The following is a 16,962-nucleotide window of genomic DNA, read 5'->3' as shown; positions in this document are numbered from 1 at the left end:
CGTGCGTTGGTTTCATAGGCGTTTGCAATAGGCCAACTGGTCTTGAGATCTAAATAATCCACTTGTGCCCAGGTAATATCTGCCTCGCATCCGGTTGCCAGCGCACCGGCCTCAAAACAGTCTTGCACCCGCACTTTGAGGTCGGCAAGGGCAGTGGCTTTGGAGGCTCGCACATAAAAAACACCGGCAGTGCGGTCTGGCACAATATTGGGAGCCGCCCCTCCCTCGGTAATAATGCCGTGGATGCGCTCGGTAGGACGTATATGTTGACGCAACTGAGCAATGGATTGATAGGCAGTCACGAGGGCATCAAGAGCGTTGCGTCCGGCTTGGGGCATGGCCGAGGCATGAGCACTTTTGCCGTGATAGGCGATATGAACTTCTGACACACACAGGCAGGGCATTGTGACAAGGTCCAGACCAGACGGATGCACCATCATGGCGGCATCAAGGCTGTCAAAGGCTCCATGGCGGGCCATAATTTCTTTGCCGCCGCCGCGTTCTTCTGCCGGTGTGCCGAGATAACGCACTCGCCCGGGCAGGTGATCACCGAGGCGGGCAAGACCAAGAGCTGCTCCCAGACCGCTGGTAGCAATAATGTTATGACCACAGGCATGACCAATCCCGGGCAGGGCATCATATTCTGAAAGAATAGCCACTTCCGATTTTTGCTCTGATCCAAAGGTGGACGCAAATGCTGTCTCAAGACCAAAGACATTGCGGGTAACGGGTAAATCTGCGTGTTCTACATGGGCCGTTAAGGTTTGAGTGGCGTAGTGTTCTTCAAAGGCTAACTCAGGATGCGCATGAATATTATGACTCGCCTCCACCAACATAGGGGCCATGTCATCAATGGCTTCGCAGACTTGTGCTTTAAGGTTTTGGATATCTGTCATGTATGTATGGTCCTCTAGCGCATACTTAAAGAGGCGAACCCTAAATGCATTCCTGCATCGCACAGCAACGTCTCGCCGGTGATATGTCGTGAGGCATTGCTGGCAAAAAAAACGATAGAACCGGCGATGTCTTCCGGCGTTCCTGCACGACCGAGAGGCGTAGTTTTTTCTTGCTGCTGCTTGAGTTGCTCCAAAATCTCATCCCCCAAAGTATCAGAGAACCAGCGCGTGCCGATAAAGCCCGGACATACGGCGTTTACTCTAATCTCCGGGCTCAGTGCTCTGGCGAGGGATAGCGTTAAGGTGTTCAGCGCTCCCTTTGAGGCGGTATAGGCTACAGAAGAGCCAATGCCAGTCACTCCTGCAATGGAGGAAACATTAACTACCGACCCGTTCCCAGCAGCTTTCATGTGAGGCGCACAGGCGCGCACCATCTGATAAACGCCGATTACATTAACAGCATACAGCCTTTGAAAATCATCTGCCGTTAAAGCGTCCAGATCGTCATGATCGGCAAATTTGGTGATGCCGGCATTGTTGACGAGTATATCTATCCGTCCCCATTTCTCCATGGTGGTAGCTGCGAGGCGCTGACAGTCGGCATCGTCAGCTACATTGGCTTGCACCGCGATAGCCTCTACGCCGGCATCCAGACAGATTTGCAGAGTGGCTTCCGCTTCTGCTTTGCTTTTGGTGTAATTGATGACAACCTGATGACCCTGATCCGCCAATTGTCGGGCCACAGCTGCGCCCAACCCTGTTGCGGACCCGGTAACGATGGCAACGCTATTTTTCTGGTCGGTGGCAGAGGATGGGGTGTTTGTCATCACTGTTCTCCATTCTGAGCGTATAAATTAAGTGTACAGCCAGAACAGGGTACTCTTTCGTGCCGCCATCTGACAATAGATGTTACAAGAGAAATAAGATAAGGGAAATAAGTGTTGAAGAAGGGTGGTTAACCAGATAGCCTGCATACTGGACTTAGGGTATAAGGAGGCTATCACAATGCCACAGCATGTTCGCTCTGTTGCTGATACGGATCCGGTATGGACTCGAGTTCGTCAGGATGCCCATGCACTGACCGAAGAAGAGCCGGCACTTGCCAGTTTTTTGCTGGCAGCTGTCCTAAACCACTCTCGATTGGACGATGTTTTGTGTCGTCATCTGGCGCAGAAACTTGCCAATCAGGAAGTTAGCGCTACGCTGCTACAGCAAGTGTTTGATGAGGCCATGTCGGCAGATGCAGATATAGGCGTTGCTTGCCGGGCGGATATTGTAGCGGTTTATAATCGTGACCCGGCGTGCACCAACTATCTGGAGCCAATAATTTATTTTAAAGGGTTCCATGCGCTACAATCTTATCGTGTGGCTCATTGGTTGTGGCAAAAAGACCGCCGCCCTATGGCACTATATTTGCAAAACCGTATCTCAGAGGTGTTTGCTGTTGATATTCATCCGGCTGCACAGATTGGTCGGGGCATCATGGTTGACCATGCAACGGGCCTTGTTATTGGTGAAACGGCGGTGGTAGAGGATGAGGTGTCCATGCTGCATGGCGTGACTTTGGGGGGAACCGGCAAGCAAACCGGCGACAGGCATCCTAAGGTGCGTCGGGGGTCATTGATTGCGGCGGGAGCTAAAATCTTGGGTAACATAGAGATAGGGGAATGCGCTCGCATCGGTGCGGGTAGTGTTGTGTTGGAAGATACACCGGCTCACAGTACGGCTGTGGGAGTTCCGGCGAAGGTAGTCCAACGGGGAGAGAAGCATGAACCGGCACAGGAAATGGATCACATGATTTGTTGTGAAGACTGGCAGATATAACGGGGGCAGGGGTTTGGTCGCTGAGTTCAATAATAAAGTAGCAGTGGTAACGGGGGCTGCGCGTGGGTTAGGGGCGGCCTCGGCACGGGGGCTGGCGGCGGCAGGTGCGCAGGTTATATTGACAGATGTGTTGGTGGATGAGGGGGAGGTACAAGCCGGGCAAATCCGTAAAACAGGCGCTGAAGCGGTATTTGTCGCTCATGATGTAACCCATGAGCCGGCGTGGGAGGCTGTTATGTCTTTGGCACTGGAGCAGTTTGGGAGGGTGGACATTGTCGTCAATAATGCGGGCGTAGCACCTACCGGCAAGCCTCTTGATGAGTTGGCGTTAGATGAGTGGCAACGGGTCATCGGCATTGATTTAGATAGCGTCTTTCTGGGGTGCAAACATGCTTTTCGTGCCATGAAAATAAGAGAAACGAAAGAGACAGGTGGTGGCTCTATTATCAACATATCGTCCATTATGGGGTTGATAGGTATGGGCAATGGTGCAGATTATAATGCTGCTAAGGGTGGTGTGCGGTTGCTTACTAAAGTAGCGGCTTTGGAAGGCGCACCGTTTGGTATTCGTGTGAACTCTATTCATCCGGGTTTTGTGGATACGTCGCTGGTACGAGATGCAATTGACCGCTCTGTGGAGGCTGGCAGAACGCAGGGTGGTTTGGGGAGTGCTAATGAGGTCATTGAGATGTTGTCGTTGAGCCATCCTATTGGTCATCTGGGTGTCCCGGATGATATTGCTTCGGCGGTTGTCTTTTTGGCGGGAGATGGAGCACGTTTTATGACGGGCTCGGAGATGGTGGTCGATGGCGGCTATACGGCGCAATAAAATAAGAGGCGGGTAAGCGCGATGAATAATAATGAGATTTTGAGAGTGCAGACTTATATGCAGAATCTGTTTGGGTGTGAGGGTATATCTGTTCGGCGCGGCGCTAAGGATGACTCGGCGGAAGTTTATATTAATGGCGAGTTTATTGGCACTATGTTTCGGGATGATGAAGATGGTGAGGTTTCTTATGCCTTCCAGATGGCCATTTTGGAGTTTGACCTACCGGTAATGGCAGAAGAAGAATAAGGGGGAACGCATGACCGTGTATAGATTAGGAGATAAATCTCCCACCTTGCCGGAGAGCGGTGCTTACTGGATAGCTCCTGATGCGCAGGTTCTGGGTCATGTTATTATGAAAGAAGATAGCAGCGTTTGGTTTGGATCGGTATTGCGGGGTGACAATGACCCCATAACCATAGGGGCGCGATCTAACGTGCAGGATGCCTCTGTGTTGCATACGGATGTCGGCTTTCCGCTTACAATAGGTGAGGGGGTTACCATTGGTCATCAGGTGATGCTCCATGGGTGTACTATCGGCGATAATTCTCTTATCGGCATTGGTTCAACGGTGCTGAATGGTGCGCGCATTGGGGAAAACTGCTTAATTGGAGCCCATGCGTTGGTTACGGAGGGCAAAGAGATACCGGATAATTCTATGGTCATAGGGTCGCCGGGCCGGGTTGTGCGCACTCTGTCTGAGGATGAGGTAAAAGGTTTGGCGCTTTCGGCACAGGTTTATGTAGCAAATTGGAAGCGTTTTAAGAGTGATTTAGAGGCCATCACACCGGAAAAATGAGCGGAAAGGAAACTCCATGGCGTATGAGTTTTGCGACATAAAGAGAGAGGATCATTTACTGACTATCACCATCAACCGTCCTGAGCGGATGAATGCTCTGCACACGCCTGCTAATGAGGAATTGTCCAGAGTATTTGATGATTTTGCTGCCGATTCTGAATTGTGGGTGGCGATCATTACAGGGGCTGGAGAAAAAGCCTTTAGCGCTGGCAATGATCTTAAATGGCAAGCGGAAGGCAATGAAGTGCGTATGCCGGAGAAGGGGTTTGCCGGTCTGACGGCGCGGTACGATTTGAACAAACCTGTTATCGCTGCTGTTAATGGGGTAGCCATGGGGGGCGGGTTTGAGATTGCCTTGGCGTGTGATTTGATTGTGGCGTCAGAAAAAGCTCTGTTTGCTTTACCGGAGCCACGTGTGGGGTTGGCGGCATTAGCGGGAGGTATGCATCGTTTGCCTAGACAAATCCCCATGAAACAAGCCATGGGCATGTTGCTGACCGGACGTCATGTATCGGCGGCTGAAGGTCAAAAGTTGGGGTTCGTGAATGAGGTTATGGCACCGGATGTATTAATGGAGGCCGCCCGGCGGTGGGCTGATGAAATTATGGCTTGCTCGCCTATGTCTATTTGGGCCACAAAAGAATCTGTCTATGGTGGCCTTGATGAGCCAACCTTGGAAAGTGCTGTGGCAAAACCTTATGACGCCGTACGCGCTTTGTTTAAGAGTGATGATGCCCGCGAAGGCCCGCGTGCCTTTGCAGAAAAACGTGCACCCCGCTGGCAGGGTCATTAGAAGTTAAACCGTAACGTGTCGTTGTTTCATGGGTGTGTGGAGGCTGTTGTTGCGCATCGGCTTTTTTGACACTCTTAGGTGCTCTGACAATTGATGGTTGCTTTATGGCTTTATTTTTTGACAATGTTGAGGTTGAGCGAGAGGGATAATTATGAATTCATATGATGTAATTATTATCGGTGCAGGAAGTGCGGGATGCACTTTGGCGGCCCGCTTGAGTGAAGATGAAGAGCGGCAGGTCCTGCTTTTGGAAGCCGGAGGCAAGGATAACAGTGCTCTGATTCATATGCCTGCGGGGCTTGGAAGATTATTCTCAGACCCCAAAGTGAATTGGTGCTTTGATACGGAGGGGCAGCCTGAGTTAGGGAACCGGTCTCTGTTCTGGCCTCGTGGCAAGGTGCTGGGGGGATCATCTTCTATTAATGGCATGATTTATATTCGCGGTCATGCTCGGGATTATGATTTGTGGCGGCAATCGGGCCTTAAGGGGTGGGGCTTTTCTGATGTCTTGCCGTATTTCCGGCGCTCGGAAGGTAATGAAAACGGCTCTGATGATTTTCACGGCGGTGATGGGCCTCTGGGGGTCTCTAATGCTCGCAACAGCAATATTTTGTTTGAGGCTTTTGTTGAGGCAGGTCGTCAGGCGGGTCATCCGGTAACAGAAGATTTCAACGGTCCTCAACAAGAAGGCGTTGGTTATTATCAACACACGATACGCAAAGCTAAGCGCAGCAGTGCGGCGACTGCTTATCTGCGGGAGGCGAAAAAGCGGCCTAATTTGACAATTGAGACAAACGCTCTGACATCGCGGATTTTGATTGAGGGGGGGTGTGCGGTTGGCGTGGAATATTATCGTAAAGGCAAATATTGTACAGCCCATTGCCGGGATGAAGTTGTGCTAAGCGGAGGTGCGGTGAACTCCCCGCAGGTTTTGATGTTGTCGGGTATTGGTCCGGCGGATTATCTGCACCGCTTTGGCATTAATGTTGTGCAGGATTTGCCGGGCGTAGGGCAAAACTTGCAAGACCATCTGGACTGTCTGGTTCAGTATAGGTGTCTTCAGCCTATCACTTTGTATAGCCAGTTAAATCCGGCGCGGGCAGCGGTGACAGGCTTGCAATATTTGTTGTTCAAAAAAGGGTTGGGCGCTACTCAGGGGCTTGAGTCGGGGGCGTTTCTTAAGACGCGGCCCAACCTTGAAATGCCGGATATCCAGCTTCATATGGTAAGCGTTGTCATGCGTGACCACGGCCGGGAACGCTTTGAGGGCCATGGGTTTACTATTCATATTTGTCAATTGAGGCCCAACAGTACGGGGTTTGTGGCATTGAAATCTACTAACCCTTCCGACCCGCCTCTCATCCAGCCTAATTATCTAAAAGACCCGGAAGATTTGAAAGTTTTGCGGGATGGTACACGCATGGTGCGGGAGATTATAGCGCAGGATGCTATGACTCCCTATCGTGGTGAGGAGATATGGCCCGGTCAGGAAGCCACAAGCGATGAGGCTTTGGATGATTGGATACGCCGCACGGCGGAAACCGTTTATCATCCTGTAGGCACGTGTAAGATGGGACGTAAAGATAATCCTATGGCGGTGGTGGATACTCATTGTCGGGTTTATGGTGTTGAGGGGTTACGGGTGGTAGATGCCTCCGTTATGCCGAAATTGGTGGGAGGTAACACTAATGCACCGACCATTATGATTGCCGAGAAAATATCAGACCATATGAGGCGGCGTCCTTTCTTACTGCCTCAAGCGGTGCAGGTGGCAGAAGACTACATGGAACAGGCGGGGTAGAACGCCGTCCTTATGACCCCCCGGCATTCTCCTGAGTTACCACAGGACCGTGAGCGCATTTTTAACGTGTCCCCTGTTGTCGTTTGGCTGATGGTAATTATTACCATGGTGCATGGTTTTTTATCTGTGCTACCGGTGGAATACCGCGATGAAGCTCTGTGGCAGCTTGCCTTGATACCCGCCCGTGAAATGGCGTTTTGGGGTCATGGTGCATTTCATGGTAGTGGCATATATCAACTTATGTTTTCGTGGACACCGGTAACGAGCATATTCTTGCATGGCAATTGGACGCATTTGGTGGTTAATCTTGTCTGGTTGTTAGCGTTTGGTAGCCCTATGGTACGTGTGTTGGGACCTTGGTGGTTTATTCTTTTTTATCTGCTGTGCGGCCTTGCCGGCTCTATGATTTATATGGCGCTTAATATTGACAGTACTGCGCTGGTCATTGGGGCATCGGGTGCTGTTTCAGGATTGATGGGAGGGGTCATCGGGATGATGTTCTGGCCCCGTCTTTTACTGGGTAGCGATATAATCGGTGGAGAAAACGGGTGGGCGAGCTCACCGAAGCCTTCGTCTATCGTGATGTTTGTAGGGGTCTGGCTGGTCATCAATTTTCTTTTTGGTTGGGCAGGTATTGGGCCCGCCGGCGAACCGGCAGCTATTGCGTGGGAGGCTCACATGGGAGGCTTCTTGGCGGGTTTTTTGCTCATCCGTCCGTTTTTAAGGCGTCTGTTTTTAAGGTGATTTCCTGTTTTTGGTAATTGTTTGTAAAGCATTCCCGGAGGGGCTAGCTGAGTAACGCCATGGCTTCGTCAATATAAGGTAGGCTGGCGCGGGCAGATTCATACCCAAGAGTGATGGCTTCTTCAGCTCTGTCAAACTCCAACAAACCAATGTGTCCCATGCGGGGGGCAATGGTAATGTCGGGCGGGTCTCCTGCCAGACGTGAGCGTGTTAATCTGTCTTGAGTGATATTGAGAGCACCCAGCATAACAGTGCTGACGCCGGGCATATTTCGGCTCGTGCCAAACAGTTTACGTGTCAGAATTTTTTTGGCGGATTGATTGTTATCGTTGTGACTATGATCAGGTGGTGGTTCTGCAAGCTGTGGCGGCTCTGAAGATAGATTACCTCTGCCGAGCACTTGTTGGTTTAGATTAACCGCAATTACCAGCCGGGCGCCAAAGGCGCGGCACACGGAAACCGGGACCGGATTAACCAGAGCACCGTCAACCAGCCAGCGGTTGTTTTGTTGCACTGGCTGAAACACTCCTGGCAGGGCGTAGGAGGCGACGAGGGCGTCAACCAGACGGCCTTTTGAAAGCCAAATCTCATGGCCGGTGGCAAGTTCTGTTGTGACGCTGATAAAATCACGGGGGAGGGATTCAATGGTGCGGTCTTTTAATCCGGTTTCCAGAAGGCGTTTAATTTTATCACCTGCCAGAAGTCCCGACGAGAAAAAACGGAAGTCCAACATGCCCACCATCCTGCGCCGTGTTAAAGAACGGGCGAATTGCTCAAGCTCGTCCAGTTTGCCAGCCTGATGACATCCTCCCACGACGGCTCCGATGGAGGTTCCTGCTAACACATCTGCCTTGTAGCCTGCCTCCTCAAGGGCATGGATAACGCCGATGTGCGCCCATCCACGTGCGATACCGCTACCAAGGGCTAAGCCAATTTTGGTATGCGCTTCATTCATGGAATGTATGTTGCTCAGAGTTTGGTTGGGTTAGGAGCGTCACCGTAGACGTCTTTAGGGTCGAAGATTTTTTCAGTCTCCTCAAAAACCAAACGGGCGGGCTTGCCGGTATCTTCCCGCAACACCGCACGATAAAAGCAGGACTTATATCCAACATGGCAACTGGCACCATTGCCATCAATTTGAACCCGAATCCAAAGAGCATCTTGGTCATCATCTATCCGGATCTCTACAACATGTTGCAGCAGACCACTGGTAGCCCCTTTATGCCACAAACACTGACGGCTGCGGCTCCAATAATGAGCTTCACCGGTGCGGATTGTTTTCTCCAGTGCTTCGCTATTCATATAGCCGTGCATGAGAACATCGCCGTTTTCGGCATCGGTGGTGATAACAGGAATAAGCCCCTCCGCATCAAAGCGTGGTGCCAGAACATGACCTTCTTCAACCTGCTCAACGCTGGTACGCGGTCCAAATAAGGGAGATTGTGGAGGCTGCGCGGCAGACAAAATATACACCCCTCCTTAACAAGCCATTATGGCTAACAATAGATGATGAGTTTATTCGATACCGGCCATGGTGATAAAGCGGCGCTCTAACTCATGGTTTTCGCGAAAGACACCTGTGAAGTGACTGGTTATTGTAGAGGCATCCGGTTTGTGGATACCACGGGTAGTCATACATTGATGCTTGGCATCAATGAGAGTAGCCACGCCCAGGGGTTCGATTGAGTCTTCCAGAGTATTGGCAATTTGCATGGTCAGGGTTTCTTGGGTCTGGAGACGGCGGGAGAAAATCTCAACGAGTCGCGCCAGTTTGGATATGCCAACGACTTTGCCGTTGGGTACATAGGCTACGTGAGCCGTTCCAAGGAAAGGGGCGATATGATGCTCGCAGTGGGACTCAATGGTGATGTTCCGCAACATGACCATATCCTGATAACCCTCTACCTCTTCAAAGGTGCGGTTGAGATCTTCGTGAGGGTCTTGATCGTAGCCCTTGAAATATTCCTCATAGGCGCGCACGACACGGGCTGGCGTATCAACGAGGCCTTCGCGGTCCGGATTATCTCCGGCCCAGGCGATAAGGGTTCTGACGGCCTGTTCAGCCTCTTCCCGGCTGGGTCTTTGCTGAAGTGCGCCTTTGTTTTTGAAACTTTGGGGGTGGGTCACAATGTCCATGGGCTATCCCATCTCCTTTCAGAAAATATCCGATAGTGTGCAGTTTTCTCCGGTTGACCTCGCTCTAATCTCCGGTTTATGCCATACTCTGGCTGATTTGTCATATCAGGCCCGACTATATACACAATTTTCTCGTGGTGTGAGATTAATCAGGCTTCAATTCTGCAACGTGTTTTGCGCTAAAATGGGTATTCAGGCTTTATTTAGTGCTTTGTTTACTCAAAAAGAGTGGAAATTTTGTTATGGACTGCGGGGCAGTCAGGAGTAAAAGGCGGGCATAAGGGCTAACCATCATAATGGTATTACGGATTCATAATACGGTAGGGCGAAAAAAAGAAGCCTTTAAGCCCCTTAATCCGGCGCAGGTGACGATTTATGTATGCGGCCCGACCGTCTATGCGCCGCCTCATATTGGCAATGCGCGTCCGGCGGTAGTCTTTGACGTGTTGGTGCGTTTGTTGCGTCATCTTTATCCGGATGTTCTCTATGTGCGGAACATTACCGATGTGGAAGACAAGATTCTAGCGGCCGCCAAAGCAGAAAACAAACCGTTTACGGATATCACCACCCGCTATACGGCATTATATCACGACAATCTGATATCTCTTGGAGTATTGCCGCCGGATGTAGAGCCAATTGTCACTCAAAGCATGGATGAGATTATAGAGATGATAGCTGATCTTGTTCACAAAGCTTATGCCTATGTTGCTGAGAGTCATGTATTGTTTCATGTGCCGTCACATGAGGCTTATGGTACGTTATCGGGGCGCAATCGGGAGCAGATGATTGACGGGGCACGTGTTGAGGTAGCCCCTTACAAGCGCGATGCGGCAGACTTTGTTCTCTGGAAGCCGTCAGGTGATGATGAAACGGGCTGGGATAGTCCTTGGGGGCGGGGTCGTCCGGGTTGGCATATTGAATGTTCCGCCATGATTGCCCGGCATCTTGGCCCGACCATAGACATTCACGGCGGCGGTCTTGATTTAGCGTTTCCGCATCATGAAAATGAATTGGCCCAGAGTCAGTGCGCCCATGAAGGTGCTCCTCTTGCCCGGTATTGGATGCACAATGGTATGGTGACGATGCAAAGTGAAAAAATGTCTAAGTCTGAGGGTAATATCATTCTGGTGCAGGATTTGTTGGCAAAAGCCCCGGGAGAGGCTGTGCGGTATGCTTTGTTATCGGGGCATTATCGTCAGCCGTTAGACTGGAGCGATGATTTACTTCAGCAGTCCCGGCGGTCACTGGACAGATTATATCGCGCCCTGCGGGGTATGGAGAAAAGCGGACGAGCTGACCCTCCTTCCGGTTTTATGGGTGCGCTGCAGGATGATCTCAACACGCCGCAGGCGTTGGCGGCTTTGTTTGGGCTGGCGCGGTCATGTCAGGATGCTGAGGGGGCGGCCCGACAAAACATGCAGGCGCAGCTTCGGAGTGCCGGAGAGTTGTTAGGGCTTTTGCAGGACAAGCCGGAGAACTGGTTTGGCGAGGGCGTCCATGAGGCGGATGATAGGGGTGGTGATGAAATAGATCAGTTGGTGGCCGCCCGGTCACAAGCACGGACGGCCGGAGATTTCGCTAAGGCCGATGAAATCCGCCGGCAGTTAGAGGCAAGGGGAATTATTATTGAGGATGGCCCGTCTGGTTCGCGCTGGCATCGTGCTCATTGAGATAACGGAAGGCGGAGTTTGAACCCATGCTCAACGAGATTTACAACCAGAAAATCTTGTCTTTGGCGGCAGATATTCCCCGCATTGGGCGCCTGGCGGCTCCTGATGCTACGGCAACCGCGACCAGTCCCCTGTGTGGCAGCCGGGTGACGGTAGACCTTACTCTGGAGCAGGGCGTTGTTACGGATTTCGCTCATGAGGTTAAGGCTTGTGCTTTAGGGCAAGCATCATCATCTATCATGGCGCATAAAGTGATAGGAGCCACCTCAGCCGAACTGCGTGAAGTGGCGGCCCAAATGCGCCGGATGTTGAAAGAAGACAGCCCTCCGCCTTCCGGGCGCTGGAGCGATCTTGAAATCTTATTGCCGGTGCGCGAATTTAAGGCGCGTCACGCCTCTACTCTGCTTACCTTTGATGCTGTAGAAGAATGTCTTGAGCAGATTGAACAAGGCACCAAACGAGATATATAATGATTAGGGTAATTCGTTTATTAATGTTGGGCCTCATTAAAGTCTATCAATGGGGCATATCACCGTTTCTTCCGCCACGATGCCGTTACGGGCCGAGTTGTTCGGCCTATGCCGCCACGGCCATCATGCGTCATGGTGTGTGGCGCGGAGGGTGGCTTATATTGGCGCGGTTGTGCCGGTGTCACCCTTGGGGAGGAAGCGGCTTTGATCCGGTCCCGGATGTTGTGCAGCATCAGCCGTTTTATGCACCTTGGCGGTATGGCGAATGGCGTTATGGTGGCAATTATAAGAAGTGAACAGGGTGTAAGGTTATGATTACGGTATCACTGCCGGATGGCGCACAACGAAGCCTTGATGGCCCTATGGATGGGTTGGCTTTTGCGGGTACTATTGCAAAATCTCTGGCCAAGCGTGCCATTGCGCTGAAGGTGGATGGCGTAATGAAAGATTTAGCCACGGTTATAGACAAAGATTGCGCGTTGGAGGTTATCGTTGCAGACACCCCGGACGGTTTAGAACTATTGCGCCATGATGCCGCGCATGTGATGGCGCAGGCTGTGCAGGAGTTGTATCCCGACACGCAGGTAACCATCGGTCCGGTGATAGAGAACGGATTCTATTACGACTTCGCCCGTGAGGAGCGGTTTAGGCCGGAGGATTTACCTCTCATTGAAGCGCGCATGAGTGAGATTGTAGACAGGAACACGCCTCTTGTCCGGGAAGTCTGGGACAGGGATGAAGCGGTGCGGATTTTTAAGGATATGGGCGAAGCTTATAAGGCGGAGCTTATAGAGTCTATTCCGGCCGGGGAGGAAATAGGCGTTTATCGGCAAGGGGAGTGGTTTGATTTATGCCGTGGGCCCCACTTGCCCTCCACGGGGCATTTAGGCAAGGCCTTCAAGTTGACGCACATCGCAGGGGCCTATTGGCGCGGAGATGCCCGCAATGAAATGTTGCAACGTATCTATGGCACGGCATGGGCTACGGAAAAGCAGCTAAAAGATTATCTGACTATGTTGGAGGAGGCAGAGCGTCGTGACCATCGTCGTATTGGTCGGGAGATGGAACTGTTTCATTTTCAGGAAGAAGCACCGGGCATGGCGTTTTGGCATCCTTCAGGCTGGACTCTGTATAAGACGCTACAAGCGTATATGAGTCGCAAACTCATTCGGGCCGGATATCACGAAATTAACACGCCGACGCTGGTTGACAGGAGGCTCTGGGAGACATCGGGGCACTGGGAAAAATTTCGCGAAAACATGTTTATTAGCGAATCTGACCATGCCCGCACCATGGCTGTTAAACCCATGAGTTGCCCCGGTCATGTGCAGGTTTTTAATCAGGGTCTCAAGAGTTATCGGGATTTACCCTTGCGGCTGTCGGAGTTTGGCGCATGTGTGCGCAATGAGCCCTCCGGTGCGCTCCATGGGCTCATGCGGGTGCGGGGGTTTGTGCAGGATGACGCCCATATTTTCTGCACCGAGGAGCAGATTAACAGCGAAACTCAAAGTTTTTGCCACCTGCTTGAAGAGATATACCGGGATCTGGGCTTTGAGGATATTCGCATCATGTTTGCCGACAGGCCTGAGGTGCGCACCGGCTCTGATGATGTGTGGGACAGGGCCGAACAGGCCCTTGAGGAGGCCACCAAAGCATCAGGTTTGCCCTACGAAATGAACCCGGGTGAGGGGGCTTTTTATGGTCCGAAGCTGGAGTTTCATCTGCGCGATGCCATAGGCCGCTCGTGGCAGTGCGGCACTTTGCAGGTGGACTTCAATCTGCCAACCTTGTTGGGTGCCACTTATGTTGGTGAAGACAGCAACCGCCATGTGCCGGTAATGCTACACCGCGCAATTTTGGGGTCCATGGAGCGCTTTATCGGCATTTTGATTGAACAATATGAAGGACGTTTTCCGTTGTGGCTGGCGCCGGTTCAGGCGGTGGTAGCCTCGATTACCAATGATGTTGATGATTATGCCCGTAAGGTTTTGGCGGAACTGGAGAATGCGGGTTTGCGGGCGACCCTTGATATCCGCAACGAAAAAATCAACTACAAGGTGCGGGAGCACTCTTTGGCTCATGTTCCGGCTATCATGGTGGTGGGAAAGCAGGAACAGGAGAAAGAATCTGTCAGTATGCGGCGTCTGGGGTGCAAAGACCAAACTCGCCTGTCTCTTGGTAAGGCTATAGAGGGGCTTGTTGATGAGGCCCGCCCGCCGGACCGGCGTTAGTTACTGGCTTTCCCTGACTTGATAAGCCTTTAGATAGTCGCGGTTATGTTCATAAGGTTTTATACCGATAAACCCTATGATAGCCGCCAGTGTCAGGATAATAGTCGGCACAATGGCCAGAGAATAATTAAGCATGGCTTCGTCCTGAAAAAAATAATCTGTCATCAGGGCAATGGATGTGGGGCCGATACCCAGACCAATAATATTGACCACAAAAATAATGAAGGCAGCAACAAAACCGCGCATCTGGTTAGGCGTAATTTCCGGAATGGCGGAAGGTCCGGCGCCGGTAACAAAGGTCGCAAAAAATGTCGAGGGCATCAATATAATAAGAGCCAGCGTATCGCTCTCTACGAGTGGATAAAACAGGGCAAAGGGAATGGAGGCTACGGCACTCCCTGTCATCACCCACATACGGCCACTGCGAATACCGCGGGACGTTAAGACATCACCCAGCCATCCGCCGCATACCACACCGGCCGTTCCAAAAACGACAATGATAAGCCCATAGACGATGCCCGCATCTCCGGCGCTCCAGCCATGAGTTCGAATGAAAAACTCCGGTATCCACGCCGCTACCCCATAAGCCATCATGGCAACCAGCGCATAGCACATGCTCAGGCAAAACAACGCCAGCCGGTTGGCGTTCATATAAGCCAGCACTTTTCTTAATGGAATGGCGGCAGGGATTTTGCCGGCTGCATTGATAGATGTAGCCGTTTGCATGGCAGATTGAGACAGCCCCCGCCGCACTGGCTCTTTGAGGGTGAGCGCCCACAAGGCAACAAGAAATCCGGGAAAGCCCACAATAAAAAACACTAACTGCCAGGGCCGCACTTCTCCCACCAGAGGTAGAATAATGTCATCGCCCCCGGAAACGCCCTGGATAACAAGGCCGCCGATCACCAGCGCCAGTCCGGCGCCGATATAAACCCCCATGCCGTAAACCCCCAGCGCAACGCCAATGCGGTGAGGTTTGAAATAGTCCGAAATAAGAGAATAGGCCGCAGGTGATAGGGCGGCCTCCCCGACACCGACGCCCATGCGAAACAGAAATAATTGCCAATACTGACGTGCTATGCCGCACAAGGCCGTCATGAGGCTCCAGAAGAAAATCCCCACCGCAATAATGCGAATACGGTGTCGTCTGTCCACCATACGTCCGATGGGCAACCCCATGATGGTATAAAACAGGGCAAAAGCAAAACCCTGTAACAAACTCATCTGGGTGTCACTAATATCGAGGTCTTGCTTCATTGGCCCTACCAACAGACTTAAGATCTGCCGGTCAATGAAAGAAAACGTATATGCAATCACCAGAACCACGACCACATACCAAGCATAGGCCGGGTGAGGCCAGGGAGGTTCGGATGCCGGATTTGTTGTGTCTTTGGCGGGGCCTGCGGGGATATCGCTCACCGGTTTATCCCAGAGCGCCTGATGTCTTAAGCTCGGTTATGGTCTTATTATCGTAGCCGATTTCTTTCAGCACCTGCTCGGTATGTTGTCCCAGCTCCGGTGCGCCTCTCTTGGGAGTATCACCTTCTTCAGGAAACCGCACCGGTGGGGCCGGAGAGAGATACGTCTCATTACTGTTTTGATCGGTCATTTCAACAAAAGCGCCTGCCGCAATGGCCTGAGGGTCTTCCGCCACCTGTGCCGGACTTTGCATCGGAGCCCAGACAATATCCTCCGCATCCAGTTTTTGTTTCCATTCGTTCATATCATGAGCGGCAAATTCGGCGTCCAGCATATCGACCAGTTCTGCGGCGTTATTGCGTCGTGCCCGGTTGCCGTTAAACCGCTCGTCGTCAATGAGTTCCGGCTTGCCGATAGCGCGGCATAGTGCCGGCCAGTCTTTCTCTCCCTGACGTGGCACGATAACAAACCATGAGCCTTCTTTGGTCTTGAAGAAATTGCTCAGAGGATTAACCGAGTCATGCCGCGCCTTAAGAGACCCGACACGATTAAACTTAAGCTGAATAGACATGTCTGAACCTGCCGCATAAACACCGGCGCGCAGAAGGGAGGCTTCTACGAATTTACCGCGCCCGGTTTTTTCGCGCTCCAGAAGGGCCGCCATAATACCCGCTACCATCCCGACGCCGGTGATATGGTCACCGACGGCGGTGCGCATCAACACTGGTTCACCGCCTTTGATGGTTGACAGATGACCAAATCCGGAGCGGGCATAAAAGGCGGCGATATCGAGTCCGGCGCGGTTTTTCTCCTCTCCCTGAAGGCCGTAGCCCGTAAGACTTGCATAAACAAGGCGGGGGTTAACGGTTTTCAGATCGTCATATTCAACCGCCAGACTTTTCATGCTGTCCGGACGCAGGTTGGTGATAAAAACATCGGCGTCTTTTACCAGCCGTTTGAGGGCTTCCATGCCGTCTTCTTTGGAAACATCCAGAACAATGCCGCGTTTGCCGCGGTTATCCAGACCGAAGACAGGATTACCCTGATAAAAATCATTTTGCAGACTGCTGAACATAAGCCGCATGGGGCACCCTGTCGGGGGTTCGACCTTGATGACATCGGCTCCCCAGTCGGCAAGCATTCCGGCGGCGGCGGGTGCGGCGATATAGGTGGCCAGTTCAATAACGCGGAGGCCTGTCAGCATGGTGTACCCTTTCCCCTGTTTTGTTAGCGGTGAACCATCATCCATGAAAACACCGGAAGGTCAACAACGGGCTTGAGGAGGCTTGCAAGGAGTTGGGAGTCTTTGTGTTTTTTGTGGTGCGTTTTGCCGGTCCTTTATGGGGGCAGGGG

At 51.9% G+C, this 16,962-nt stretch carries 18 protein-coding genes; 11 read left to right on the top strand and 7 right to left on the bottom strand.

Going from position 1 to position 16,962, the window contains the following annotated elements:
- The coding region (locus tag V6Z81_08460; protein ID MEG9862495.1) for an amidohydrolase at positions 1 to 896 on the bottom strand (896 nt) is incomplete at its 3' end.
- Positions 897 to 910: 14 nt separating this feature from the next.
- Positions 911 to 1,723, bottom strand: a complete 813-nt coding sequence (locus V6Z81_08455) for a glucose 1-dehydrogenase (GenBank protein ID MEG9862494.1) — start codon at positions 1,721 to 1,723, stop codon at positions 911 to 913.
- A gap of 178 nt (positions 1,724 to 1,901) precedes the next feature.
- Here V6Z81_08455 and cysE point away from each other — a divergent pair, with 178 nt between their 5' ends.
- From cysE to V6Z81_08420, 7 genes are all read left to right on the top strand, one after another.
- Positions 1,902 to 2,720: a serine O-acetyltransferase gene (gene cysE / locus V6Z81_08450; GenBank protein MEG9862493.1), complete on the top strand. Its 819-nt coding sequence runs from the start codon at positions 1,902 to 1,904 to the stop codon at positions 2,718 to 2,720.
- Positions 2,721 to 2,733: 13 nt separating this feature from the next.
- Positions 2,734 to 3,549 (top strand): glucose 1-dehydrogenase, encoded by an 816-nt coding sequence (locus V6Z81_08445; protein MEG9862492.1) that lies wholly within the window; start codon positions 2,734 to 2,736, stop codon positions 3,547 to 3,549.
- A gap of 21 nt (positions 3,550 to 3,570) precedes the next feature.
- Positions 3,571 to 3,795, top strand: a complete 225-nt coding sequence (locus V6Z81_08440) for a DUF3126 family protein (protein ID MEG9862491.1) — start codon at positions 3,571 to 3,573, stop codon at positions 3,793 to 3,795.
- 10 nt (positions 3,796 to 3,805) lie between these two features.
- Positions 3,806 to 4,345, top strand: a complete 540-nt coding sequence (locus V6Z81_08435) for a gamma carbonic anhydrase family protein (protein ID MEG9862490.1) — start codon at positions 3,806 to 3,808, stop codon at positions 4,343 to 4,345.
- Between the two features lie 16 nt (positions 4,346 to 4,361).
- Entirely contained in the window at positions 4,362 to 5,138 is a 777-nt protein-coding gene (locus V6Z81_08430; GenBank protein ID MEG9862489.1) for an enoyl-CoA hydratase-related protein, read from the top strand.
- Between the two features lie 151 nt (positions 5,139 to 5,289).
- Entirely contained in the window at positions 5,290 to 6,939 is a 1,650-nt protein-coding gene (locus tag V6Z81_08425; GenBank protein ID MEG9862488.1) for a choline dehydrogenase, read from the top strand.
- A 12-nt stretch (positions 6,940 to 6,951) separates the two neighbouring features.
- Positions 6,952 to 7,683: a rhomboid family intramembrane serine protease gene (locus tag V6Z81_08420; protein MEG9862487.1), complete on the top strand. Its 732-nt coding sequence runs from the start codon at positions 6,952 to 6,954 to the stop codon at positions 7,681 to 7,683.
- 43 nt (positions 7,684 to 7,726) lie between these two features.
- Here the strand turns inward: V6Z81_08420 and V6Z81_08415 are convergent, their stop codons facing one another.
- The 3 genes from V6Z81_08415 to folE are packed head-to-tail and all read right to left on the bottom strand — an operon-like array spanning position 7,727 to position 9,819.
- Positions 7,727 to 8,638 (bottom strand): patatin-like phospholipase family protein, encoded by a 912-nt coding sequence (locus V6Z81_08415; GenBank protein ID MEG9862486.1) that lies wholly within the window; start codon positions 8,636 to 8,638, stop codon positions 7,727 to 7,729.
- Between the two features lie 14 nt (positions 8,639 to 8,652).
- Positions 8,653 to 9,147 carry a phosphoribosyl-AMP cyclohydrolase gene (gene hisI, locus V6Z81_08410; GenBank protein ID MEG9862485.1) on the bottom strand — a complete coding sequence of 165 codons (495 nt, stop codon included), beginning with the start codon at positions 9,145 to 9,147 and terminating at the stop codon, positions 8,653 to 8,655.
- Positions 9,148 to 9,198: 51 nt separating this feature from the next.
- Positions 9,199 to 9,819, bottom strand: coding sequence for a GTP cyclohydrolase I FolE (gene folE, locus V6Z81_08405; protein MEG9862484.1), 621 nt, complete (start codon positions 9,817 to 9,819; stop codon positions 9,199 to 9,201).
- 296 nt (positions 9,820 to 10,115) lie between these two features.
- Between folE and cysS the strand changes: the two genes are divergently transcribed.
- Genes cysS through thrS form a run of 4 tightly spaced genes read left to right on the top strand, consistent with a single transcriptional unit; the run spans position 10,116 to position 14,190 of the window.
- The gene (cysS, locus tag V6Z81_08400; protein ID MEG9862483.1) at positions 10,116 to 11,489 is read left to right on the top strand and encodes a cysteine--tRNA ligase; all 1,374 of its coding nucleotides are present in this window, start codon (positions 10,116 to 10,118) and stop codon (positions 11,487 to 11,489) included.
- 26 nt (positions 11,490 to 11,515) lie between these two features.
- Positions 11,516 to 11,959 (top strand): iron-sulfur cluster assembly scaffold protein, encoded by a 444-nt coding sequence (locus V6Z81_08395; protein ID MEG9862482.1) that lies wholly within the window; start codon positions 11,516 to 11,518, stop codon positions 11,957 to 11,959.
- Between the two features lie 23 nt (positions 11,960 to 11,982).
- Positions 11,983 to 12,255 (top strand): membrane protein insertion efficiency factor YidD, encoded by a 273-nt coding sequence (gene yidD, locus V6Z81_08390; GenBank protein MEG9862481.1) that lies wholly within the window; start codon positions 11,983 to 11,985, stop codon positions 12,253 to 12,255.
- Between the two features lie 15 nt (positions 12,256 to 12,270).
- On the top strand, positions 12,271 to 14,190 hold the full coding sequence (gene thrS / locus V6Z81_08385; protein ID MEG9862480.1) for a threonine--tRNA ligase: 1,920 nt from the start codon (positions 12,271 to 12,273) through the stop codon (positions 14,188 to 14,190).
- Here the strand turns inward: thrS and V6Z81_08380 are convergent, their stop codons facing one another.
- Together V6Z81_08380 and V6Z81_08375 are read right to left on the bottom strand one after the other, a co-directional pair.
- Positions 14,191 to 15,609, bottom strand: a complete 1,419-nt coding sequence (locus V6Z81_08380; GenBank protein ID MEG9862479.1) for an MFS transporter — start codon at positions 15,607 to 15,609, stop codon at positions 14,191 to 14,193.
- Positions 15,610 to 15,613: 4 nt separating this feature from the next.
- Positions 15,614 to 16,813 carry a CoA transferase gene (locus tag V6Z81_08375; GenBank protein MEG9862478.1) on the bottom strand — a complete coding sequence of 400 codons (1,200 nt, stop codon included), beginning with the start codon at positions 16,811 to 16,813 and terminating at the stop codon, positions 15,614 to 15,616.
- Positions 16,814 to 16,962: the final 149 nt, after the last annotated feature.

Source organism: Parvularculales bacterium, assembly GCA_036881865.1.
In the GTDB taxonomy this organism is placed as follows: Bacteria; Pseudomonadota; Alphaproteobacteria; order JAPOUT01; family JBAJNM01; genus JBAJNM01.
The sequence above is the reverse complement of the archived record's forward strand: the minus strand, read 5'-3'. Positions and strand labels throughout refer to the sequence as shown.